The sequence below is a fragment of the Amorphus orientalis genome, assembly GCF_030814015.1.
GTDB lineage: Bacteria > Pseudomonadota > Alphaproteobacteria > Rhizobiales > Amorphaceae > Amorphus > Amorphus orientalis.
In genome coordinates, this window is sequence record NZ_JAUSUL010000005.1 from 123,604 (window position 1) to 145,776 (window position 22,173).

The following is a 22,173-nucleotide window of genomic DNA, read 5'->3' on the forward strand; positions in this document are numbered from 1 at the left end:
CGCTACCTCCCTGCCGCCTTCTTGTGGCGATGGTCGATGTACTCGGCGATCGCGAGAACGATGAGCACGATGGCGACCAGAACCAGGGTGAAGTCATTGGGCACGCCCATCCGGCGCGCGGCACTCTCGCCGCCGATCGACAGGACCGACAGGAGGCCGACGAAGGCGATCGCGGCAAAGCCGTTGAAGCGGGCCAGGAACACCATCGGGATGACGGTCAGCGCGTAGCCGGGATTCCAGTCGGCCCGGACGTTGCCCTGGACGCCCAGGACATCGAGGGCGCCTGCCATGCCGCACAGCCCGGCCGACAGGGCGAAGACGGCGACGGTGAGGATCGGCACGTCGAGCCCGGCGTGGATGGCCGCGCGCGGGTTCGCGCCGACGATCCGGAGCCTCAGCCCGAACGAGGTGCGCGTCATCATCAGGTGGACGGCGACGATGGCGATCAGGCCGAACACGAGGCCGCTGGAGATGGTGGTGTCGAACAGGCGCGGCAGCCGGTCGGCGACGGCTAAGGTGCGGGTCTGGGGCACCGTCGTCGCCGGATCGAGGAAGACCAGCTTGACCAGCACGTTGGCGAGCGACGCGCCGAGGAACGTCATCATCAAGGTGGTGATGATCTCGTTGACGCCCTGATAGGCCTTCAGGAGCGCTGGAACGAGCGACCAGACGACCGCCACCGCGGTGGCGATGACGAACGCGACCAGAAGCGCGGCCCAGGCCGGCACGTGATCGGCCAGGAACGGCGCGCTTGCCGCCGCCGCGACCGCGCCGAGCAGGAACTGCCCGTCGCCGCCGAGATTCCAGATCCCGGCTCGGAAAGCCACGATCAGCCCGGCCGCCAGGAACAGGAGCGGCGCCATGCGGGTCAGCGTCTGCTGGACGCCCGAGGGCGACAGAAGCCCCCGCTGGACCACATAGGAATAGTAGCGCAGCGGATCGACACCGAGCGCGAGCAGCAGAAGACCGGCGATCGCCAGCGCCACCACGACGGGACCGACGGTCATCAGGAGACGCTTGCCGGCGGCCCTGAGCCACTGCGACCCGCCCCCCGGGGCAAGCCGCTCGTCGCGGTCGGCTGAAACGCTTTCCGCGCTCATGTCTCGAGCCCGATCATCAGACGCCCCACTTCCGTGCGTGCCTGCTCGCCATAGTCGACGATCCCGGCGATGCGGCCGCTTTCCATCACCGCGATCCGGTCGCAGAGGCTCAGGAGCTCCTCCAGATCGGTGGAGATCACCAAGACGCCCTTGCCCTGATGGGCGACGTCGAGGATGCGTTCGCGGATCGTCAGCGTGTTCGCCAGATCGAGCCCGTAGGTCGGCTTGTTGTAGATGATGAGCCGCGCGCCCTCGGCGAGTTCGCGCGCGAGCACGACCTTCTGCACGTTGCCGCCTGAAAGCTGGCCCACCGCCGTGTGCCGGCTCGGGGTGCGCACGTCGTAATCGTCGATCAGCGTATCGGCATGGGTCTCGATCCGGCCGGTCTGCTCCACCGCCCCCTTCCAGAAGGGCGGCTCGCCGATCTGCTTCAGGAAGAAGTTGATCGCCACCGGGAACGACCCGACCGTCCCCTCCCCCAGCCGGTCGTCGGTCAGATAGCGCAGGCCGAGCTTTCGGCGGCGGGACACCGGCAGACCGGTGATCGTGCGGCCTTCGAACACGATTTCGCCGCTGCCTTCCCGGCGCTGGCCGGACAGCACCTCGGCGAGTTGCTTCTGGCCGTTGCCGTCGATCCCGGCGATGCCGAAGATCTCGCCCGGGCGGACGTCAAACGAGATGTCGGTCAGTGCCGGCGTGTTGGGGCCGGCAGTCAGCGACAGGTTGCGGACCGACAGAAGCGGCTCGACCTCGTCGGAAAAAAGGGTTCGTGCCCGCCGCTCGGCCGCCGGATCGTCGCTACGGATCCCGAACATCAGCTCCACGATTTCGGCAATCAGGCTGCTCTCGTCGCGGCCGCGCACGCGCTCGGGGCCGAGTTCACCGACCTTGCGCCCGAGTTTCAGGATCGAAATGCGGTCGCCGAACGCGGTCGCCTCGCGCAGCTTGTGGGTGATGAAGACCACCGACAGGCCGCGCTCGACCAGCCTGCGCATCAGAGCGCCCAGTTCCTCGATCCCGGACGGCGTCAGCATCGAGGTGGATTCGTCGAGGATCAGGACGCGGCTGCCGCGCAGAAGCGCCCGAAGGATCTCCACCATCTGCTGCTCGCCCAGGGACAAATCCTGGGCGAGGGCGTCCAGATTGACGCGCATGCCGAGCTGGCCGGCGAGATCCGCCACCCGGTCGGCCAGCTCGTGTTTGCGCGGGCGCTGCCACCAGGGCGCGCCGAGAAGCAGGTTTTCCGCCACAGTCAGGGTCGGGACCAGCATGGCATGCTGGAAGACGGTGCCGATGCCGAAGGCCAGCGCCTCGCGCGGCGAGCCGATCGCGCGCCGGTCTCCGTCGATCCGGATCTCGCCTTCGTCGGGTTGCTGCAGACCGGACAGCAGTCCGATCAGAGTCGACTTGCCCGCCCCGTTCTCTCCGAGCAGGACGTGAACCTCGCCCGGCCTGAGATCGAGGTCGATGGAATCGTTGGCGACGATCCCGGGGAACCGTTTCGTCACGCCGCTGAGCGAAACGATCGGACCGGTCTCGGCGCGCCTGTCGGCAGGAGCGTGCGCAAGGGAAGCCAAGGGCTCTATCCGCCTGTGTCGTCGAACGGGAAGAAGGAGGGGCGTCCGCCCCTCCTCCGTTGCGCCCTACTGGGCGACGTCGCTCATCAGGGAGCGGACGTCTGTCGCTTCCCAGACCGGCTCGACGGTCACCTCGCCGGAGACGATGCCGTCCTTAACCTTCTCCATCGCGGCCCAGGCCTCCTCGTCCACCTGCGGGGTCTTCAAGAGGAACACGGAGCCGTCCTCGACGCCGATCGAGTAGTTCTTGGTGCCGTACTCGTCGGCTTTGAGATCCTCGATCATCGCCGTGAAGACCGGGGTCATGTCCCAGACAACCGAGGACAGGAGATGGCCCTTGTCGATCGACGTCTTGTCGCCGATCACGTCGATGAAAAGCACGTCGCCGCCGTCGGCCGCCTTGGTGGTCTCCACCGCCTGCAGCATGCCGAACGAGGAGCCGTTGCCCTGGCCGAAGATGATGTCGGCGCCGGCCGCGATGACGCTCTCCGTTACGCGCTTGCCGCCGGCGGCATCGGAATAGGCGGCCGGACCGATGACGGCGTAGATCACCTTCACGTCCGGATCGGCGGCGTGCACGCCCTGGGCGAACGCCGCGGACTGGGCATTCCAGGCCGGCGGCTCGCCGGACACCACGATGCCGACGGTCTTGGACCGGCTCTGGTTGGCCGCCAGCACGCCGGCGAGGTACGCGCCCTCATGGCCGGACAGCGTGTAGTCGCCGATCAGCCCTTCCTTGCGGGCGTCCGGCGCGTCGACGATCGCGACCGGCACGCCGGTCTCCTCCGCAATCTCCGGCGCGGCGGTGTTGTAGCCGCTGGCGTGGGCGATCATCAGGTCCGCCCCTTCCTCCGAAAGTTCGCGCAGCGTCGGCCGCACGTCGCCATAGCCGAGGCCCTGGGCGACGATCAGCTCCACTCCGGCCTTGTCGGCAGCCGCCTGGGCGGCGTCGATGCCCTGCTGGTTCCAGCCGAAGTCGGTGCCCTCTTCGGGCGTCAGGATGGCGATCGCGTCGACGTCGGCCGCCGCGACCTGCGCCACCATGGCGCCCGAGAACACCAGCGCACCCGCTAGTCTCATTGCCTTTTTCATGTTCACATCTCTCCGCTCTGGACTTTATCTGCTTTCTGTGAAAGCTCTTTTCTTCACGCAGACACGCTTCACACAGGATTTCGCGTGAAAAATCCCGCCCTCTTTCTTTGTTCTTTCCTTCTTCTCATGCCGGCGCCCAGCATCGCGGTGGAATTGCACGAGATCGACGTGCGCCGCGGAACGGAAGGATTGGAAGAAACGCCGATTGAGATCGCGAATACCGGGCCCGCTCCCCTGTCGTGCACCGCACAGCTGGCCCACTGGTATTCGGAACCGGTGGCAACGGTCGCGCCGGGCGCGACCGGGACGGTGTCGCTGTGGTTCGACCCGCAGACCACGACCTTCGTCCGCCTGAACGCGCAGGAGGACAACATGCCCGTCGAGGCGCTGTGGTGCGGGATCGCGGGCCGCGCATACGAGACCCGGACCGCCTTCCGCCTCGACCCGGACAGCGCCCGGCCGCGCAGCCTGAGCTGCGCCGCCGACGAGGACCGGGTGGTCTGCGAATAGGCCGGCATATCGGCGCTACTTTCCGGACTTCTCGGCCACGAGCGCCTTCAGCCGGTCATACTCGGCTTCGACGGCCTCGTTCTCGGAGACCAGCTGTTCGGCAAGCTGGTTGAACTCGCTCAGAAGCTTGGTCTGCTCCTCCGACGGCAGGTGGTAGATCTCGCCACCGTTCTGCTCCCAGATGTCGTAGGTCCGCTGGACGTTCTCCACGCCCCACGGGAAGACTTCCTCCTCCGCTTCCCGTCCGGCTTCGATGATCGCCTGCTGCACCTCTTCCGGCTGGGACTGGAACCAGGCCTCGTTCATCACGGTGACGGAGACGATCTCGGCGAACCGCAGATCGGTGACGTTCTTGCCTACGTCGTAGAACTTGAACGCGGTCAGGATCGGCATGCCGACCAGCAGCCCGTCGAGGCCGCCGCTCTGGAGCTGCGGCACCACTTCCGACAGGGCCAGCGGCAGCGGGATCGCGCCGATCAGCTCCATCGGCTTCACCTGCATCGGCGAGGCGAAGGTGCGGATCTTCAGGCCCTCGAAATCGGAAAGCGTCTCGGCCGGCTCCATGGTGAAGACCACGGTCGGGCTGTTGTAGATCGCGCCGATCACCCTGAGGCCCTTGTCCAGAAACATGGTCTCCATGTGATCGCGGTAATCCGGATCATGGATAGCGGCGTCGACGTCCTCCGGCGTCTTGAACAGGCCCGGCACGTCGAACGCCTGGAAGCGCGGATCGACGTTGGTCATGAACGAGGTCGGTGTGGTGAAGGCCTCGATGGTGCCGAGCAGGACCCCTTCCGACATCCGCGGGATCGGGCCGAGTTGGCTGGCGGGGTAGATCTCGGTGGTGACCTGGTCGCCCACCTTTTCCTTGAGCTTCTCCGCGAAGACCTTCTGCCACTCGTGCTGAACGTCGTTGATGGTCGCCGAAGCGAGCTTCAGGGTCGACTGCGCCGCCGCCGGCGCGGTCCAGGTCGCAGGTACGGCGATAAGGGCGAGCGCTCCCAGAAGGGCCGGCCCGATCGAATTTCTGAACATCATCTGTTTCCCTCTTTTGTGTGTTGGCGTCATCGCACCAGCGCCAGCGAGAGCGCCGGCACGTAGGTGACGAGAAGCAGGGCCGCGATCTGGACGAGCACGAAGGGCCAGACGCCGCGATAGATCGCGTGCGCCGGCACACCGGTGACCGACTGGGCGACGAACAGGTTGAGCCCGAAGGGCGGCGTGAACATTCCGATCGCCAGGTTCACCGTCATGATCACGCCGAAGTGGATCGGATCGACACCGAGTGCGGCGGCAACGGGAACCAGAAGCGGGGCGAGCACCAGGATCGCCGAGGTCGGATCGAGGACGCAGCCGGTGATCAGAAGGAACACGTTCACGCACAGCAGGTACTCGACCGCCGACATGTCCATCGCCTGCAGCCAGCTGGTGATCGCCTGGGGAACGCCCTGGGTCGTGAGCAGCCAGGTGATCGCACCCGCCGTGGCGACGATGATCAGGATCTTCGCCGACAGCACCGCGGAGTCGGCCGCGGCGCGGACGATGTCGCCCCAGCTCATCGACCGGTAGACGTAGCGGGCGACGAGCATGGCGTAGAACGCCGCCACGCCGCCGGCCTCGGTCGGCGAGAAGAAGCCGCCATAGATCCCGCCCAGCACCACCACCGGCATCAGGATGCCCCAGACCGCCGACTTCGAGGTCGACAGGACGAGGCCGAGATCGAACCGTCCCGCCCGGGGGACCTTCGCGCGGATCGCGACCATAACGACGTAGGCCGACATGATCGCGGCGATCACCAGTCCGGGAATGATGCCGGCCAGGAACAGATGCGGGATCGACTGCTCGGCGGCGAGGCCGTAGAGGATCATCGCGATCGACGGGGGGATGACGATGTCGATCGCGCCCGACGCGGCGAGCAGGCCGGCGGAGCGTTCGCGCCCGTACCCGGCATCGACGAGCTGCGGATAGAGCGTCTTGCCGAGGGCCGCCACGGCCGCCGCACTGGAGCCGGAGATCGCGCCCATCATCGAGGAGGCGCCGATCGTTCCGACCCCGAGGCTGCCGGGAATGCGGCCGGTCAAGGCCAGGACCCACTTGATCAGCCGGTCGGCGATGCCGCTACGGCCCATCAGGTCGCCGGCGAAGACGAAGAACGGCACAGCCAGAAGGGCGTAGTTGTCGAGGCCGCCGAAGACGACCTGCTGCAGCAGCAGCGGCGGCATCGGCAGCACGAAGGCCAGCGTCGCGGCGACGGCGACCAGGAAGACGAGGAAGACCGGCAGGCCGGACGCCAGAAGCGCGATCGGCAGGGCGGCGAGCGTCGCGATCATGACGCGCCTCCCCCCGGATTCGGCCGGCGGACCGCGTCCGCGAACGCAATCCCGTCGCGGATGAAATAAACCAGCGACACCAGCGCCATGGCAGCGAACCCGGCGAGCAGCGCGCCGTGCGGGACGATCATGGGAACCCCAAGCGTCATGCTCTTGGTTCCCAGAGCCGCGATGCGGGACACGAAGCTGTAGGACGCGTAGGTCGCGTAGGCCGTGGCCGCGAACGTCACCACGTCGTGCACCAGGTAGACAGCGAGCCTGGTCCGCGCCGACGCGTAGGTGGGCACCAGATCGATCGCGATGTGGGTCCGCCGGGCGAGCGCCAGCACCGCGCCGGCGACCACGATGAAGATCATGCCGAAGACCATGATCTCGTCGGTGCCCGTCACGGAAAAGCGGAACAGGTAGCGGCCGGCGGCATTGCCCACGTTGATCAGCACGATCGCGATGAGCACGAGCCCCAGCACCGTTTCGACAGCGCGGCCGAGCTTGCCGGACGCGGAAGGCGCCAGCCGGCCCTTCCGGATCTGCGGCTCGCCCTCGGCGGCAATCGCCATCCCTCAGGCCCCCTCTTCCAGGATCCGGCGGATCGCGATCAGCTTGTCGGCGCGGTCCGCCTGCAGGTCAGCGATCGCGTCGGCGTCGTAGTCGTAGATGCCGCCTCCGGTCTTCAGGCCGAGCCTGCCCGCGCCCGTCTTCGCCTCGACGAGCGGCGCAATGTCGGAGCGGTTGCACAGATCGGCGTTCAGGAACGAGGAGACCGAGCGGTAGATGTCGAGACCGGCCATATCGAGCAGCGCCATCGGCCCGATGACCGCGATCTTGTAGCCGATGCCCCAGGAGACGCAGGTATCGGCGTCCTCCGGGTCGATCACGCCGCGCTCGACCAGGTCGACCACCTCGCGCAGCAGGGCGTAGAGAACCCGGTTTTCCACGAACCCCGGCACGTCCTTCTTCACCACCACCGGCAGCAGGCCGAGCGAGCGGATCAGGTTGCGGATGGCTCCGACCGTTTCCGGAGCGGTGGCCTCGCCGGCGATCACCTCGATCATCGGGATGATGTGCGGCGGATTGGACCAGTGCATGCCGACGAAGCGGGCGGGATTGGAGATGCCCGCCTGCAGCTTCGTGATCGGAATGCCGGAGGTGTCGGTGGCGACGATGGTCTCCGGACCGATCAGGCCGTCGATCTCGCGATAGACCGACGCCTTGATCTCCGCATGTTCGGGCACGTTCTCCAGAACGAGATCGGCGCCCTCGACCGCCTCCCGCAGCCCCGTCGCGAAGCGGATTTCAGCCTCGCCTTCCGGCGGTGGCTCGATGCCGAGCCGGTCCATCACGGTGCGGACGACGGGAAGCATGGCCCGGGCGCGTTCGATGGCCGCTCCGGACGTGTCCGTCGCAATCACCTCGAGGCCGCCGCGCGCCATGCGCGCGGCGATCCCCGGACCCATCGTGCCGAGACCGACCAGGGCGACCCGCTTCATCTTACGCAGCCGCCGCGTTGGTGCTCTGGCGCTCGCCGAGCGCGACCTGGAATCCCTCCCGGTTGAGAAGGCTTTCCATCCAGCGGTCGAGGTTGGGGGTCGGCTTGCGCTCGATGTCGAAGCCCATGCAGCGCTTCAGAACCGGCGCCAGCGCGATGTCGGCGATGGTCAGCTTGCCGAGCGCGGCGAACTCCTTGCCCTCCATGTGGGCCTCGGCGATGGCCAGGAGATTGTCCATCTCCTTCGACGCCGCGCCGTAGGCCGCCGTCCGTTCTTCGGGCGCGAGCTTGGATTCCTTGAACAGCGTCAGGTAGGGCGCGTTCACGGCTCCCAGAAGCCAGTCCATCCAGCGCTCGACCTCGGTCGCCTCGCCCGGCGTCGCGCCGGTGAGCTGGGCACCGCGGGTGGCGGCCAGATAGCGCAGGATCGTGTTGGATTCCCAGATCGTGAGGTCGCCGTCGATGACGGTGGGGACCTTCGCATTGGGGTTCAGGGCGAGATATTCGCTTGTCTGGGTGTTGCCGAACTGACGGCCATAGTCCTCGCGGACGTAAGGTGCCCCGAGCTCCTCCAGCATCCAGATGACTTTCTGAACGTTTCCGGACGTCTGGCGGCCGAGAAGTCTGATCTTGTCCATGGTCAAACCATTCTTTTGAGGGGGGAGTCGGCCGCCGTGACGGCCGGTGTGCGAACCAGGCAGAGGGCGAAGACCGCCGCTCCGACGGCGTTCGCCGCAAGTGCGCCGGCGCCGAGGGTGGGCGGCAGAAGAAGCGCCAACCCAGACGCGCCGACGAGCCACCGCGTTCTGATCGTCAGCCTGCCCCGGCCGTAGCCGGCGAACGCGACGGAGACCGCGGCGATTCCGAGAAAGGCGGTGAGTGCGGACAGCGCCGCGCCCCAGGCCGTCCCGCCGAGAAGAAGCTCCGGCGAGAAGGCGAACAGGAACGGGATGACGTAGGCGACCCAGGCGAGCTTGATCGCCTCCAAGCTGGTGCGCCACGGGTCGGCGCCGGCCAGCCGCGCCGCCGTGATCGACGCGAGCGCCACCGGCGGCGTCAGCATCGACATCATGCCGTAGTAGAGAATGAAGAGATGCGCCTGGATCGGCTGCAGGCCTGCCTGCTCCAGGGCCGGCGCCAGAACGGTGGCCAGAACCACGTAGACGGCGACCGTGGGCATGCCCATCCCGAACACGATCGCGACCAGTGCGACCAGAACGAGGAGCAGGATCGTCGACCCGCCGCTGGCGGCGATCGCATCGGCGGCGACTGAGAAGCCGAGACCGGTCAGGCTGACCAGACCGATGATCAGCCCGGCCGCAGCGGTCAGCACGATCAGCGGGGCGGCAGAGCGGCCGGTCGCCACGATGCTCTCCAGGATCACCGCGGGCGTGATGCGGCGGCCCTCGAACGGAATGATCGCGCCGACCACCACAAGGCTCGCGACGCCGGCGAGGGCGGCCAGCTCCGGCCGGGTCTGGTTCAGGAAAAGCGTGACGAACAGCGCCACGAACGGGATCAGGAAATGGGCGCCCTTCCGCCCGATCTCTCCGAGCGCCGGGCGCTGGTCGGCCGGGATGCCGTGCAACCCGTCACGGGCGGCCAGCCGGTCGATCTGGAGAAAGAGCGCGGCGAAATAAAGGGCCGCCGGCAGCGCGGCCGCCACCACCACGTGCCAGTACGGCACCTGCAGGAAATCGGCCATGACGAAGGCCGCCGCCCCCATCACCGGAGGCAGGAGCTGTCCGCCGGTGGAGGCCGCCGCCTCCACCGCACCGGCAATCGCTCCATTGATGCCGGTGCGCTTGATCAGCGGGATCGTGACGATGCCGGTGCCGACCACGTTGGAGACGGCGTTGCCGGAAATCGTCCCGAACGTCGCGGATGCGCCGATCGCAGCCTTGGCGCCGCCGCCCCGGTAGCCGCCGAACGCCGCAAGGCACAGCTTGGTCAGGAACTCGCCGCCGCCCGAAAGCCGCAGCAACTCCCCGAAGAGTACGTAGGGGATCACGATCTGGACGGCGACCTTGAGCGGCAGGCCGAGCAGCGCGTTCGGATCGAGCAGCAGATAGATCGAAACGTAGTCGAAGCCCATCGATGGCACGCCGAGGCGCTCGCCGAACAGCGCGACGGCGATGAAGACGGCGACGATCGCCGCGAGGGTGAGACCGACGGTCCGCCAGACCAGAATGAGCAGTCCGACGATCAGAGCGGACGAGACGACGATCAGCCACGTGGGCCGCATCATCGCGGCGATGGTCAGCGTCGGATATCGGATCGCGATCGCCACCATGATCGCGCACAGCGCGATCCCGCCGGCCAGGACCGGCCAGCGCCAGGCGCCGCCCAGGCGGAGCGCCAGCGCTGCCGCGGCGATCAGCATGGAGAGCCCCGCCGCGATGGCGAGCGGCTGTTCGTCGTAGACCGGGACGCCGAACCGGACGTGAAGGTCGAGCACCCAGGCAAGTGACAGCACCACCAGCACGGCAGCGGCCACGCCGGCAAGCGGACCGCCGTCCGCCGCCGCAGCCGGTTGCTCGATGCTGGTGGTGTCTGCCGGTTCCGCCATCGGTGACGGCTCCCCTCGCCCGGACCCTGCCGGAGCGCCTATTCGGCGCCCAGCGCCTTGGCGGCCGCCGGATGCTGCGGCAGGCTCGGATAGGGCCGCGCGAGGTTCTCGGCCGAGATCTGGCCGAGCACCTTGTTGGACTTGCCGAGCTCCGGGCCCTTGTCGCGCAGGAGCGTGACGATCTGAGTGATCACCTCGTCCGGCACGTCGGCATTGGCGGTCAGCACGTAGTCATAGGCCATGGTCTGCATGGGCGCTTCGACGCCCACGACCTTTCCGTCCGCCGCCACATCGACCAGATAGGCTTCCGGCGCCGTGGCCTGCATCCGCTCGACCGCTTCCGGCGACGGGTCGTAGGGCAGCCAGCGCACGCCGCCCAGCGCCGCATCCGCCTCGACCACCTTGCCGGCCCGCAGCGCGAACAGCGTGGCATCGACGTTGCCGGACACGAGCGCCTGGACGCCGTTGCCGACGCTGGCGACCGGCACCTGGGTCACGTCGTCCGGCGTCAGGCCGCCATTGGCGAGGGACCCTTCGATATAGGGCTGCAGACTGGCCTGGGCGGGCATGCCCCAGGCAACCCGCTTGCCCTCCAGGTCGGAAATGGACTCGATGCCGGAATCGGCCGCCACCATGAGACCGACCGGGCTCGGAAACAGGGCGGCGACGAACCGCAGATTCTCCTGGGCGTTCCCGTCGAAGGGACCGGAGCCGCGCACCGCGTCGCCGAAGTCCGGCGTGACGACGGCGGCGATGTCGAGCCGCCCCTCGTTGACCAGCGGCAGATAGGCGGTCGGTCCGCCGAACGCCTGCACGGTGACGTCGAGATCGGTGTTCTCCCCGATCGCCTGACCGAGCGCCGCATTGACCCCGTAATTCTGGGAGCCCTGCTGGCCGGCGCCGAAGCGCAGCTGGGACGATTGGGCCGATGCGACGACGGTGAGCCCGGCGAGCGCGGCGGCCACGACGAAAGTCCTGGCGAGTGCAATGCGAGACATGTCTGGTTCCCCTCTTTTGACGGATCCGGGCGCGCACTCTTGCGGTGCATCGTCCCGGCCGCGGTTTGCGTCAGCCCTTGTCGGCCAACGGCTTGTAGGCAATCGCATCCATTTCGATTTTGGTGGTGATGACGGCCCGCGCCTCGATCGTCGTGCGCGACAGGACAGCGCCGTCGAACAGCTGGCCGAACACCTTGTTGTAGCGGCCGAAATCGCGCGGATCGTCGAGATAGGTCACCACGCGACAGACGTCGGCGAGCGTCGCGCCCTCTTCGGCGAGAATGCGCTCGATCGCGCGGATGGTGCCTTCCGTCTCCACCTCGATGGAGCCGCACATCATGTTCCCGTCGGCATCCTTGGAGACCTGGCCGGACACGAAGATGTAGTCGCCGGCGCGCACCGCCGGATGGAAGGGCAGGTTCGGGTTCTTCTTGCCGATGGCGTAGTGGCTGTCGGACTTGCGGGTGCTGTCGCTCATGGGTCGCGTCCTCAGAAGACGGTCGTTTCGATGATGTCGACGCCCCGCACCCGGTCGATCAGATAGATCAGGCCGCGGTCGTCTATGGTGACGTCGTTCGACGACGCCCGCTCCGCGCCTTCCGGCGGGTCCGGCATGAAGTGGCCCACTTCCTTCGGGGCGAACGGGTCGGCGATATCGACCAGGCGCAGGCCCTGGGCGAACCAGGCGAACGGAATGATCGAGCCTGCGAACCGCTCCGACGGTTGATGGCAGCCGGTCATCGGCGGCTGCGGCGCGCCGTCCGGATCCAGCCCCGGAACCTGGAAGGTCGAGAGCGACAGCGGATTCGTCTCGTCGGTGATGTCGTAGATCCACGCGAACGACGGCGCATGGGGCCTGAGCTTGGCCACGTCCTCGTCGGCCACCACCAGGATGTCGCGGCCCTTCAGAGGCTGCGGGATCGGCAGGCAGGTGTGGGTCGGGTGCGGGAAGGACGGGCTGGTGTTGACGTGGGCGATCGCCCTCGGCTTCGACATGTCGGAAATGTCGAGGATGAACATCCCGTGGTGCCAGTAGCTCACATAGAGCCTGTCACCCATCCTCAGCGGATGGTGGCAGCGCGGCGCGACGTAGTTCTCCCAGGGATAGACCTCGCCGGCGCCGACATTCTGGCCCGGAATCCACCAACGGCTCACCTCGACCGGGTTCTTCGGGTCGATCAGATCGAGGATCATCACGAAGTTGCCGATGAAGCCTTCGTCCGTCGGCGAGATATAGGCGTAGCGGCCGTCGAAATCGTAGCGATGGACGCCTTTGCCCCCGGTGATCCACTTGGAGATCGGCTCCGGCTTCTCCGGGTCGGAGACGTCGTAGATCGCCAGTCCGCCCCCGTAGTCGGCCGGGCCTTCCTGGCCGAAGCGCTCGTGGTTGATGATCATCAGCCCGTTCTGGGCGCGCACCTTGTGCGAATGCCATCCGGGCGGGACCGGGATCGTGCAGATCTTGCGCGGATTGCGCGGGTCGGAGATGTCGACCAGCGTCGTCCCGCTCGGCGGGCGCATGTGGCCGATATAGAGAATGTTGTTGTCGACCCAGACCTGACCGCCGCCCGGGCAGTCAACATGGGCGATTTTGGTCGTGTTCGATGCGGAAACCAAGGACACAGCCTTCCTGTTCGGGCGCATCGGCGCCCGAGGCAAATCCGGCCCCGCACCGGTCGCGGCGCGGGGAACCCTGTCGAATTCGGAGCGCGCCTCAGCCGAGGCGCAGCAGGTCGCCCGCCTGATTCCGGCCCCAGCGCTTGTAGAGAAGCAGCGCTTTCTGGGTCGGCGCGTCGGTGGCGCCGAAGAAGATCACCGGCTCGGTCGGCGACTCGTTGACGTGCTCGACCCAGCAGCCGCCCGGGATTGCGATCGTGTCGAACTGATCCCAGTTGTGCCGGTCGCCGTCGATGATCGAGTAGCCCTTGCCGCGGAACGGCGCGAGCAGCAGGCTCGCCGTCTCGCGCTGGGGCAGGGTCTTCTCGCCGGGCCGCAGCATCTGGACGTAGAAGTTGATCGTCTTGAACACCGGCCCGCCGGTCACCGGATCGGTGTAGTCGATGACGATGCCTTCGTGCGGGTCGCCGTCGGCATCCTTGTGGATGTCGAGGAGCTCCTCCATCGCCTCCCAGCGGTAGACGTACATCGGCGAGGAGAACCCGCCGTTGCGCCGATGGTCGACGAAGCGGGGCATCATGCCGCCCTGGCCGTAGACCTCCTGGGAGTAGTTCTCCGAGAAGCGCGGCGTCTGGACCTTCTTCTCGACTTCCTTGCCGTTCTCGATCTCGGTGTAGTGGTGATCGAAATGGACCGCATGGAGCGTCTCGACCAGCGGCAGGTCGAGAACCGAGAGGTTGACCGCCTGTTCGCCGCCGACCGTGCCGTGGTTGTGCCAAGTGTCGTTCGGCGTGAGGACCATGTCGCCCGGGCCGAACGTGATGTTCTCGCCGTCGACGCCGGTGAAGTTGCCCTGTCCGGTGAGGCCGAAGCGGATGGCGCTCGGCGAATGCTTGTGCGGCGGCATGATCTCGTCGGGATCGTTCAGCCGGTAGGCGGTGTACATGGTCGAGACCGAAGCCCGCTTCGGAGAGAGGCCCGGATTGACCAGGATCAGCGAGCGGCGCTCGCTGTCATCCATGGAGATGAGCTTGGCCGCCCGCTGCAGGATCGGCTCGATGTCGGTGTACTTCCAGACATACGGCACCGCCTTCGACGTCGCCATCAGCTGCTGCACCTCGTCGTGCGCGACGTCGGTGCTGGTCGCCCAGAACGGGAACATGTTCCCCTGGTGGATGTCGTCGTAGAGCCCCTTCAAGGCCGCTTCGCGATTGCTGGGAGCGTCGGACGTTACGGACGCATCTGACATGACTGATCCCTCCTCAACAGGCGGCTGTGAGCACCTGGCCTGAAGCCACGGTAGCACGCTGGTTGAACCGGTCAATACGATGGTTGAGATGAAATGGTCACCTATTCCGCCCACAATTTGATCAGCGTCGCCTGAGACCGGGATGACGGATCGCGGCAGACCCAACCGGAACGAGACGAATGCGGCCGGGGACGCGGGCCAAGAATCCGAACCAAATTATTGTTATTATTCATTTATTTTGTAGAGCACCGGCAGCGTTCCGCCGATCAACAGACCGAGCATGTCCGCCGGCGGCAACGCTCGACCAGCCGCCGACCAATCATCCAACCATGACGACAACCAGGCCGCCCCTATGCGACCATCTCCGTGTGCCGGACGGCCCGGATCAGATCGGCCCCCTTTTCGGCGATCGCCAGTACGCCGGCATTGATGTTGCCTCCCGGCAGGTCCGGCATCACCGAGGCGTCGACCACGCGCAGCCCGTCCACGCCGCGCACCCGCAGGTCGGGATCGACCACGCTCTCCGCGTCCGCCCCCATCCGGCAGGTGCCGGCAGGGTGGTGCACGGTGATGGAGGTGTTGCGGATGTGCTCGTCGATCTCCGCATCGCTCTCGCAGCCGGGCCCGGGGAAGAATTCCGCCTCGACGAAGGGCGCCATGGCCTTCTGCCCCGCGATCTTGCGGGCAATCCGGAATCCCGCCCGAAGCGATTCCCAGTCGCGCTCGGCGGAGAGAAAGTTCTGGTGGATGAGCGGCGCGGCCGTCGGGTCGGCCGAGGCCAACGTCACCCTGCCCCGGCTCTCGGGGCGGACGGCAACCACACGGATGGCGAACCCGTCGGGGAAGGGATCCTTGAATGGCTTGAAATAGGGCCAGGCGGCCAGCGGCGCCGCCGTGAACAGGAACTGCACGTCCGGCTCCGGACGGCTTTCGTCGCTCCGCAGGAAGCCGACGACCCCGCCCGGCACGTCGCCGGCAAAGCCCTTGCCGGTCAGATAGGTCTTCAGGAAGTCGACCCCGATCCGGTCGGCCCGCATCATGTGCAGGAACGGCCCGTCCCCTTTGCGCCGGAACATCAGGATGACGGAGACGTGGTCCTGCAGGTTCTCCCCGACATTCTGCCGGTCGGCCAGAACCTGGATCCCGTGCTGGGCCAATTGTGTGGCCGGCCCCACGCCGGACAGCATGAGGAGCTGCGGCGTGTTGATCACGCCGCCGGACAGAACGACCTCGCGCCTCGCCCGGACGGTTTCGGTCTGATCGCCGGTCTGTATCTCGACGCCGGTCGCGCGGCGCCCTTCGAAGAGGATCCTCCGGGCCAGCGCGCCGGTGCGCACCGTGAGATTCGAGCGCTTCAGGGCCGGCCGCAGATAGGCAGACGCGGCCGAATTCCGCCTTCCGTCCTTGATGGTCATCTGCAGACGGCCGAAGCCTTCCTGATGCTCGCCGTTATAGTCTTCGGTCTGGGGATATCCGGCCGTCCGCGTCGCCTCGTGGAAGGCGCCGATCAGCGGATCGGAATAGCGGCAGTACTGGGTGTTGAGCGGACCGGATCCGCCGCGAAAGGCGGTCTCGCCCCCCTCCCAGGTCTCCTGCTTCTTGAAATAAGGCAGCAGCCGGTCGAAGGACCATTCGGGCAGCCCGGCGCTTGCCCAACGATCGTAGTCGCGCCGGTTGCCACGCACATAGGCCATCGCATTGGTCGAGGAAGACCCGCCGATCACCTTGCCGCGGGCGCACTCGACGCGCCGGCCGCCGACATTTTCCTCCGGTTCGCAGAAATACATCCAGTCGTGCCGCCGCTCGGTGAGGATCTTGCCCCACCCCAGCGGTACGTGAATCATCGGATCGCGATCCCATTGCCCGGCCTCGAGAAGAAGCACGTGGCAGTTCGGGTCCTCGGTCAACCGGTTGGCAAGCACGCAGCCCGCCGATCCAGCCCCCACGACGACATAATCAAAAGCCCGGTTTTCCGGCATATTCCCCTCTTGTCGGTCAGGCTACGGGAAGAATGCCCAGCTTCTGACCGCTGCCTCAAAGTCAACCACTCACGGGATCTCATTGTCAACCAGAGATCAACCAGCTAATTTGGTTGAACAGGGATGGGGATGACTCCGCGATTCCCCGCCACGGGCATCGCAATCTCCGCGTGTCCCATGATACAGACGAAGATCGAACGGAGGACTGGCGAACCGATGCCGAGGGCTGAGACCCAACCGAATGATGGCCTGTCAGGCATCGTGGAGCGTCTGCGCGAGATGCACGCTCGAGGCGAACGGCTTCCGTCCGAGCGGGAGCTCGCGCGGCTGTTCGACGTCAAGCGTCATCAGATCCGCAAGGCGCTGGAGGCGATGCGCCAGGCCGGCGACCTCGCCCCGTCTCCGCCGAAGCGCTCCGCCCGAACCGGGCCGCATATCAGCGAGGAACTGGTCAGCCTGACCAACCCGCTGGAAGTCATCGAACTGAGAATCCTGATCGAGCCGGGTCTCGCCCGGTTCGCGTCCATGCGCGCCTCGCCGGCCGAAATCGCCCGGATCCTGGAGGCCTCGCAGACCGCTCCGGACGCCGCATACGGACAGGCGGACCTCGATTTTCACCTCGCCATCGCGGTCGCCTCGCGCAACCATCTCGCCCGAGAGCTCTACCGGGTGCTGCGCCAGGTGGGCGTCGATTCGCGGGTGAAGATTCCGACCGCGGATACACCGCCCTGCCCCAAGCGGACGGCCGAGCGCGATGCCGAACATCGCCGGATCGCCGAAGCCATCGCCGACCGTGACCCCAACGCCGCGGAACAGGCCATGCGCGATCATCTGCGCGCCGTCCTGCGCCAGATCAACGCCAAGTTCGATGCGGTCGCCGCCTGAGGCGGCCCGGGGCATGTCCCGCTGACTCCGGGCCGAGCGGAACGAGCAGCGTCTGCTCAGGCCATTGAGTCCGATGGATGAGTCCGATGGATGTTCGGCGCCCCAGCCTGGCGATGGCTTCGAATGGCCCGATAGGCACGACCCGGCCCGACTGCCCTCGGTGACAGGCAGGGCGTCGACGCGGGGTAAGCTGCTCTATTCGCCGGCCGCGGCAACGGCACCCGCCATCATGTGGGCCAGCGCCGCGCCCGCTGCGGCCGAGCAGACCTCCCAGCCTTCTCCCGGCGCGCGGCCGACCGTCACCACCGAGGGGTACCACAGCGCGCGGCCCTGTTCGTCGGACCGCCAGTACCAGTCCTGCCGTTCGGCCACCACGGCCAGGCCGGGGATTCCCATCGCGCCGGCGACATGGAGCGGCAGGCCATCGACCCCAATCACAGCGTCCAGCACGGAGACCACCGCCACCAGATCGTCCAGTGCGCGGATGTGGACCCCGCCGTCGATCGCCGCCGGGAAGAAGGACAACTGCGCGCGGTTCTGGTCCCAGACCAGCGACACCGCCGTCCCGCCGGTTCCGGCGAGGAGATCGCGCACCTCCTCCACCCGCGGGCCCGGCCGGTGGGGTGCCCATGTGAAGCCGATCCAGGGGCGCGGCATGCCCTCCAGCGCCTGCCGCCACCGGGCAGCCTTGGCTGCGGATGGCGCCAGGTAGCGGTCCGCCCCCAGCAGGTCGGCTTCCGTCAGCCCCAGGCGCGAGGGCAGCTGCACAAGCGGCACCGTATCCGCCGTGTCCAGCCAGGCTTTTCCATCTTCAGGATCCCCGGTCTTCTGCGACGGGGAAACGACCGAGGCTGCGAGCGACCCCAGGAACGACGGCGCCAGAACGCGGATTTCGGCCCCCTTAGACCGGCCGAGCGCCACCGCCCGCAGAAGCGCGACGGTCTCCAGAACCGGCAGCGCATCGTCGAGCCGCACCAGGATTCGCGCTCCCTCGCAGGGTGCCGGCGCCCGCGTCGGCCAGACCTCGTCATATCGTCCGAGCATCAGGAGTGCGTTTCGCTCAATCCGGGCCGCCTGAGAGGAATCCGGCACGTGACGCGCCAGTTCCCGCGCGGCCGACAGGGCCTGCTCGGGACGGCCCGCACGATGCAGGATCTGGGTCATCGTCTCCAGGACAGTGCTGTCCTGGCGGCGCTCCTTCAGGGTTCTGGCGATACCGGAGAGCGCCTGATCGGGCCTGCCGGCCGCCAGTTCCAGCGTGGCCAGACGGCACCTCAGGGCGACCGCCTGGGGGTGCATCACCAGCGCGCGGTTGACCAGCGCCAGCCCGCGCTCGATGTCGCCGGTCCCCTCCAGGGCGCCGGCCAGCACCGCGACGTAGGTCGGGTTGAGCGGCTCGTTCAGCACCGCCCGTTCAGCATGCTCAAGGGCCTCCTTCGGCCGGCCGGTCATGCCGTAGAGCATCGCGAGATTGGCGTGGCCCTCCGGCCCGTCCGGCGCCAGCGACACGGCCCGGCCGTAGCAGGAGATCGCCTTGGGATAGTCGCCGCGGACCGTGTGGAGACCGCCGAGCGCGATCAGGACCGGCACGGAGTCGGGATCGAGGCCGTGCGCCTTCTCGATCAACTTGCGGCTTTCGTCCGGCGCACCGAGCCCGAGGAGGACCTCACCGAGGGACAGGAGAATATCGACGCGTTCGGGCACCAAAGCGAGCGCCGCCTCCAGACAGGTCCGGGCATGGTCCAGTTCGTTCCGTGCGCGATAGACGATCGCGAGATTCCGGTAGGCTTCGGCGTTCTTCGGATCGAGCGACGTCGCCCGGCCGAGCACCTCGTAAGCCTCTTCCACCAGGCCCCGGCGCAGAAGCACCCCGCCCAGGCCGGCCGTGGCCTCCGCATCGCGCGGCTCCGCCTGCAGGATGTCGCGGTAGATCGCCTCCGCCGCATCCGGACGGTTCTGGGAGAGATGGCGGCTGGCGGTTTCAAGCCGCTCCGCGACGGTTGGCATCATGGCTGGGTCCCGTCCAAATATTTCACTCAGATGCCTGTCTGCCTGCCGCTCTGGGGCTGCATCCGAGCGGCACGCCTCAAAGCGCTCATGACCGCCCGGCCGCATCAGGCTGCATGCAGCCGGCCTGTGGGTCCCTATTCGGTAATGATCTGAGGCGCTGCGTTCATCTCGTTGGACACGATGCTGTTGTCGGAGACGATCTCCTCGTTCTCCACTTCGACACCGTTGTTGTTGGCCTGAAAGCCGTAGATACTGTTAACCAGACCGCCGACGCGGCTCGTCAGCACGCAGGCTTTCGAGACGATCGCCTGCATCCCGCTCTTGATCTCGGCTTTTCCGAACTCCGCCCCGATCGCCGACGAGCTGAACACCGCCGCCTCGGATTCGTTGAAGAGAACCATCGTGTGGACGCCGCGGATCAGGCAGTAATAGCTGTCATAGTTGAAGTTCCAGACGGCCGGAACCTCGATCGTCTCGATCAGTTTGATGGCCGTTTCCGTGCCCGAGGATTCGTCGGTCCGGCCCATGACGATGAGCCAGCCCCCGTTCATCACCGTCGAATACTCGCCCTCTTCGCACAGGATTCTGACGTCCGACGTATGAGAGCGGAGCTCGAAGTCGGATGTGGTCTGGATGTTCACCTGTCCGTCCGCGACGACCGGCGGGGACGATGATGCATCGACCCCCTCTGCCGATTGCAGATAGAGGCTCTTGGCGGTCAGCGTGAAGGAGTCGGCGGCATCCAGATCGAAGCCGCCGGACGCCACCTCGATATCGACGGTCTTGCCGTGCTGGGCGAACGCGGGCTTGGCGGAGACCAGCGCGAACTCACCCCTGGTCGTCATCAGGATGCCATCGGTCTGGGTGGGATCGCCCGGGTAGTTCCCCGGAATGCCCTCATCGCCGGGCTGGTAGCCGCCGAGACGCAATTCGCTCGCCTGGGCGCCGTCCCCCGGCACGTCCAACCGAAAACCGCTTGTCATGATGTCACCTCCGGCGTCGATCCATCGACGCCCTGCGATCCGCACCGGCGGATCGTTGCCTACATCGTATTCTGAATTCCGCCTTGCGCCTCGACGCTGCCGGATTTGGTGCCCACCAGCCGGTTCACGACCTTGCCGGCGGTGACGCCGTTCTCGAATTCTTCCTGCTCGACCTCGGTGAGTTCCTCTTCCTGCATGAGAACGCCGATCAGGCCGCTGATATTCTTGAGATAGGCGCCCAGTCCCTTGTTCTCGGCGCTCGCCAGAGCAATCTCGTTGCTCATCCGGGAATAGCCGAACTTCACCCCGAGCGTCTCAGACGTATAGAGCGCGACCGAGGTCCGGATTCCCGGAATCGCGACGATGGCAAATCCGGCGGTGATGTCGGTCTCGGCGAACATCACCACAGACGTCGCGCTTCCGAGCATCAGCGACTTGCTCTGGGTGCTGCAGTTCGATTCCGTGTCGTTCTGGATGTAAACGTCGCCGTCCGAGTGAAACCGCGTGTCGTCTGTCGAATTGGTGGTTATGCCGTCGGATGCGAAGAGGATCAGCTTTCCGTCTTCCGCGGCCTTGGCATCGTCGGCGCTGGAGACGGCATTGATCGCAACGCCTCCGCCCTTGAACGCGGCGTAGCCATCGCCCGCGGTGACGTCGAGCTTGAGTGCCACGTCGCTCTGGCTGGCGAAGTTCCCCAGCACGACCTCTGCGTCGTCCTCGAACTCGACGTCGATCGCCTGGCCGGCGTTCAGGAAGAAGTCGCCGGTCGTCGTCATGAAGATGCCGTCGGAGTCGGAGAACGTGCCGGGATACTGGGACGGCGCGTCGTTCTCCTCCGACGATTGGTAGGTGCCGAGCCGAAGATAGGCTTCAAGTTCGCCCGAAGCGTCATAGACGGCCGCGTTCCAACTGGACATGACAGATATCCCTTCCCTGACCGCCGCCGAAGCGCGTCAGAACTTGCAGCTCAATGCCCGGGCGCGGACGGCCACGGCGTTGGTGTCGTTGGCGGCCGCGTTCTCCCGCAGGCTCACCGCGCGATCGCGGACCGCGACCGAGGAATTGTGGTTGGAGGCAGCGACCTCCTCCGCCTCCGCCGCCGAGAACGGCACAAACAGTCCGACCAGGAACGCCCTAAACCCGTGGTTTTCCATCTCGAACTTCGAATCGCTCATCTCCAGGCCCGACGAGGAGATCGAGAACACGGCACAGGAATGCTCGAACGCGATCGGTTCGAACCCGACAGTCGCAATATCGATGTCGGCCATGGCACAGATATAGATGGTGTCGCCGACGTTCACCGAGATCTCGCCCTGGGAAATCTCCGTCCCGTCGGACGCCGTCGACCCGTGATAGTGCTCCTCGACGACATAGACGAGGTTTTCGCAGGTGATCGAAATGTCGGTCGCCGACTGCATCGTGACATCGTCCGTCGCGTCCAGGCTCACATAGTCGTCGGACGTGTCCGGATTGCAGCCCGAAGCAAAGGCGACCGAGTGGGCGCGCACGCTGGTTTCGCCTGCGTCCTTGATGGTGATCGACTTGTCGCCGTCGATCAGCATTCCCTGGCCGGCATAGACATACGAATTGCCGTCGACGTTGGTCGTAGTTTGCGCATTCGTCATCAGATAGAAGCCGTCGGCCAGCGACAGCGACGTGTCGATCCAGTCGTCTTCGAAGGACCGGTAGGCCCCGAGCCGCATGGCGGCAAGCGGCGTGGGATCGTCCGGGCTTTCCGGAACCACGATGCGGAGGGCGTGGATTGTATCGCTCATGACGGTTATCGCC

The 22,173-nt window shown here is 66.6% G+C and carries 20 protein-coding genes; 2 read left to right on the forward strand and 18 right to left on the reverse strand.

Annotated features, from left to right (window positions below):
- Positions 1 to 2 precede the first annotated feature (2 nt).
- The 3 genes from J2S73_RS19345 to J2S73_RS19355 form a co-directional block, all read right to left on the reverse strand.
- Positions 3 to 1,100 carry a putative B6 ABC transporter permease subunit 2 gene (locus tag J2S73_RS19345; protein ID WP_370874469.1) on the reverse strand — a complete coding sequence of 366 codons (1,098 nt, stop codon included), beginning with the start codon at positions 1,098 to 1,100 and terminating at the stop codon, positions 3 to 5.
- Positions 1,097 to 2,677 carry a putative B6 ABC transporter ATP-binding protein gene (locus J2S73_RS19350; RefSeq protein WP_306887323.1) on the reverse strand — a complete coding sequence of 527 codons (1,581 nt, stop codon included), beginning with the start codon at positions 2,675 to 2,677 and terminating at the stop codon, positions 1,097 to 1,099. Before J2S73_RS19350 ends, J2S73_RS19345 begins: the two co-directional genes overlap by 4 nt.
- A 66-nt stretch (positions 2,678 to 2,743) precedes the next feature.
- Complete coding sequence (locus J2S73_RS19355; RefSeq protein ID WP_306887324.1) at positions 2,744 to 3,769, reverse strand: putative B6 ABC transporter substrate-binding protein; 1,026 nt, start codon at positions 3,767 to 3,769, stop codon at positions 2,744 to 2,746.
- A gap of 153 nt (positions 3,770 to 3,922) precedes the next feature.
- On the opposite strand from J2S73_RS19355, the gene J2S73_RS19360 reads away from it, so the two are divergent.
- Complete coding sequence (locus tag J2S73_RS19360; RefSeq protein ID WP_370874470.1) at positions 3,923 to 4,279, forward strand: hypothetical protein; 357 nt, start codon at positions 3,923 to 3,925, stop codon at positions 4,277 to 4,279.
- A 15-nt stretch (positions 4,280 to 4,294) separates the two neighbouring features.
- Here J2S73_RS19360 and J2S73_RS19365 read toward each other — a convergent pair whose 3' ends face one another.
- The 11 genes from J2S73_RS19365 to J2S73_RS19415 all read right to left on the reverse strand — a co-directional run bounded on the left by J2S73_RS19365 (position 4,295) and on the right by J2S73_RS19415 (position 16,507).
- Positions 4,295 to 5,317 carry a TRAP transporter substrate-binding protein gene (locus J2S73_RS19365; RefSeq protein WP_306887325.1) on the reverse strand — a complete coding sequence of 341 codons (1,023 nt, stop codon included), beginning with the start codon at positions 5,315 to 5,317 and terminating at the stop codon, positions 4,295 to 4,297.
- Positions 5,318 to 5,343: 26 nt separating this feature from the next.
- Positions 5,344 to 6,609 carry a TRAP transporter large permease gene (locus J2S73_RS19370; RefSeq protein ID WP_306887326.1) on the reverse strand — a complete coding sequence of 422 codons (1,266 nt, stop codon included), beginning with the start codon at positions 6,607 to 6,609 and terminating at the stop codon, positions 5,344 to 5,346.
- On the reverse strand, positions 6,606 to 7,166 hold the full coding sequence (locus tag J2S73_RS19375; protein WP_306887327.1) for a TRAP transporter small permease: 561 nt from the start codon (positions 7,164 to 7,166) through the stop codon (positions 6,606 to 6,608). Before J2S73_RS19375 ends, J2S73_RS19370 begins: the two co-directional genes overlap by 4 nt.
- A 3-nt stretch (positions 7,167 to 7,169) precedes the next feature.
- Positions 7,170 to 8,096 carry a 5-formyl-3-hydroxy-2-methylpyridine 4-carboxylate 5-dehydrogenase gene (gene fhmpcd1, locus J2S73_RS19380; RefSeq protein WP_306887328.1) on the reverse strand — a complete coding sequence of 309 codons (927 nt, stop codon included), beginning with the start codon at positions 8,094 to 8,096 and terminating at the stop codon, positions 7,170 to 7,172.
- A gap of 1 nt (position 8,097) precedes the next feature.
- A complete protein-coding gene (locus J2S73_RS19385) occupies positions 8,098 to 8,733 on the reverse strand; it encodes a glutathione S-transferase family protein (protein ID WP_306887329.1) in 636 nt (211 codons plus the stop codon).
- Between the two features lie 2 nt (positions 8,734 to 8,735).
- Positions 8,736 to 10,664, reverse strand: a complete 1,929-nt coding sequence (locus J2S73_RS19390; RefSeq protein WP_306887330.1) for a TRAP transporter permease — start codon at positions 10,662 to 10,664, stop codon at positions 8,736 to 8,738.
- Positions 10,665 to 10,702: 38 nt separating this feature from the next.
- Entirely contained in the window at positions 10,703 to 11,662 is a 960-nt protein-coding gene (locus J2S73_RS19395; protein WP_306887331.1) for a TAXI family TRAP transporter solute-binding subunit, read from the reverse strand.
- Positions 11,663 to 11,732: 70 nt separating this feature from the next.
- Complete coding sequence (locus J2S73_RS19400; protein WP_306887333.1) at positions 11,733 to 12,140, reverse strand: RidA family protein; 408 nt, start codon at positions 12,138 to 12,140, stop codon at positions 11,733 to 11,735.
- An 11-nt stretch (positions 12,141 to 12,151) separates the two neighbouring features.
- Positions 12,152 to 13,279 (reverse strand): LVIVD repeat-containing protein, encoded by a 1,128-nt coding sequence (locus tag J2S73_RS19405; protein ID WP_306887334.1) that lies wholly within the window; start codon positions 13,277 to 13,279, stop codon positions 12,152 to 12,154.
- 97 nt (positions 13,280 to 13,376) lie between these two features.
- On the reverse strand, positions 13,377 to 14,528 hold the full coding sequence (locus J2S73_RS19410; protein ID WP_306887335.1) for a cupin domain-containing protein: 1,152 nt from the start codon (positions 14,526 to 14,528) through the stop codon (positions 13,377 to 13,379).
- Between the two features lie 350 nt (positions 14,529 to 14,878).
- Complete coding sequence (locus J2S73_RS19415; RefSeq protein ID WP_306887336.1) at positions 14,879 to 16,507, reverse strand: GMC family oxidoreductase; 1,629 nt, start codon at positions 16,505 to 16,507, stop codon at positions 14,879 to 14,881.
- Between the two features lie 216 nt (positions 16,508 to 16,723).
- Here J2S73_RS19415 and J2S73_RS19420 point away from each other — a divergent pair, with 216 nt between their 5' ends.
- Positions 16,724 to 17,392: a FadR/GntR family transcriptional regulator gene (locus J2S73_RS19420; protein WP_306887337.1), complete on the forward strand. Its 669-nt coding sequence runs from the start codon at positions 16,724 to 16,726 to the stop codon at positions 17,390 to 17,392.
- A gap of 195 nt (positions 17,393 to 17,587) precedes the next feature.
- Here the strand turns inward: J2S73_RS19420 and J2S73_RS19425 are convergent, their stop codons facing one another.
- The 4 genes from J2S73_RS19425 to J2S73_RS19440 all read right to left on the reverse strand — a co-directional run bounded on the left by J2S73_RS19425 (position 17,588) and on the right by J2S73_RS19440 (position 22,160).
- Complete coding sequence (locus tag J2S73_RS19425) at positions 17,588 to 19,402, reverse strand: tetratricopeptide repeat protein (RefSeq protein ID WP_306887338.1); 1,815 nt, start codon at positions 19,400 to 19,402, stop codon at positions 17,588 to 17,590.
- A gap of 134 nt (positions 19,403 to 19,536) precedes the next feature.
- Positions 19,537 to 20,385: a hypothetical protein gene (locus J2S73_RS19430; protein ID WP_306887339.1), complete on the reverse strand. Its 849-nt coding sequence runs from the start codon at positions 20,383 to 20,385 to the stop codon at positions 19,537 to 19,539.
- A 59-nt stretch (positions 20,386 to 20,444) separates the two neighbouring features.
- A complete protein-coding gene (locus J2S73_RS19435) occupies positions 20,445 to 21,302 on the reverse strand; it encodes a hypothetical protein (RefSeq protein ID WP_306887340.1) in 858 nt (285 codons plus the stop codon).
- A gap of 36 nt (positions 21,303 to 21,338) precedes the next feature.
- Complete coding sequence (locus tag J2S73_RS19440) at positions 21,339 to 22,160, reverse strand: hypothetical protein (protein ID WP_306887341.1); 822 nt, start codon at positions 22,158 to 22,160, stop codon at positions 21,339 to 21,341.
- Positions 22,161 to 22,173: the final 13 nt, after the last annotated feature.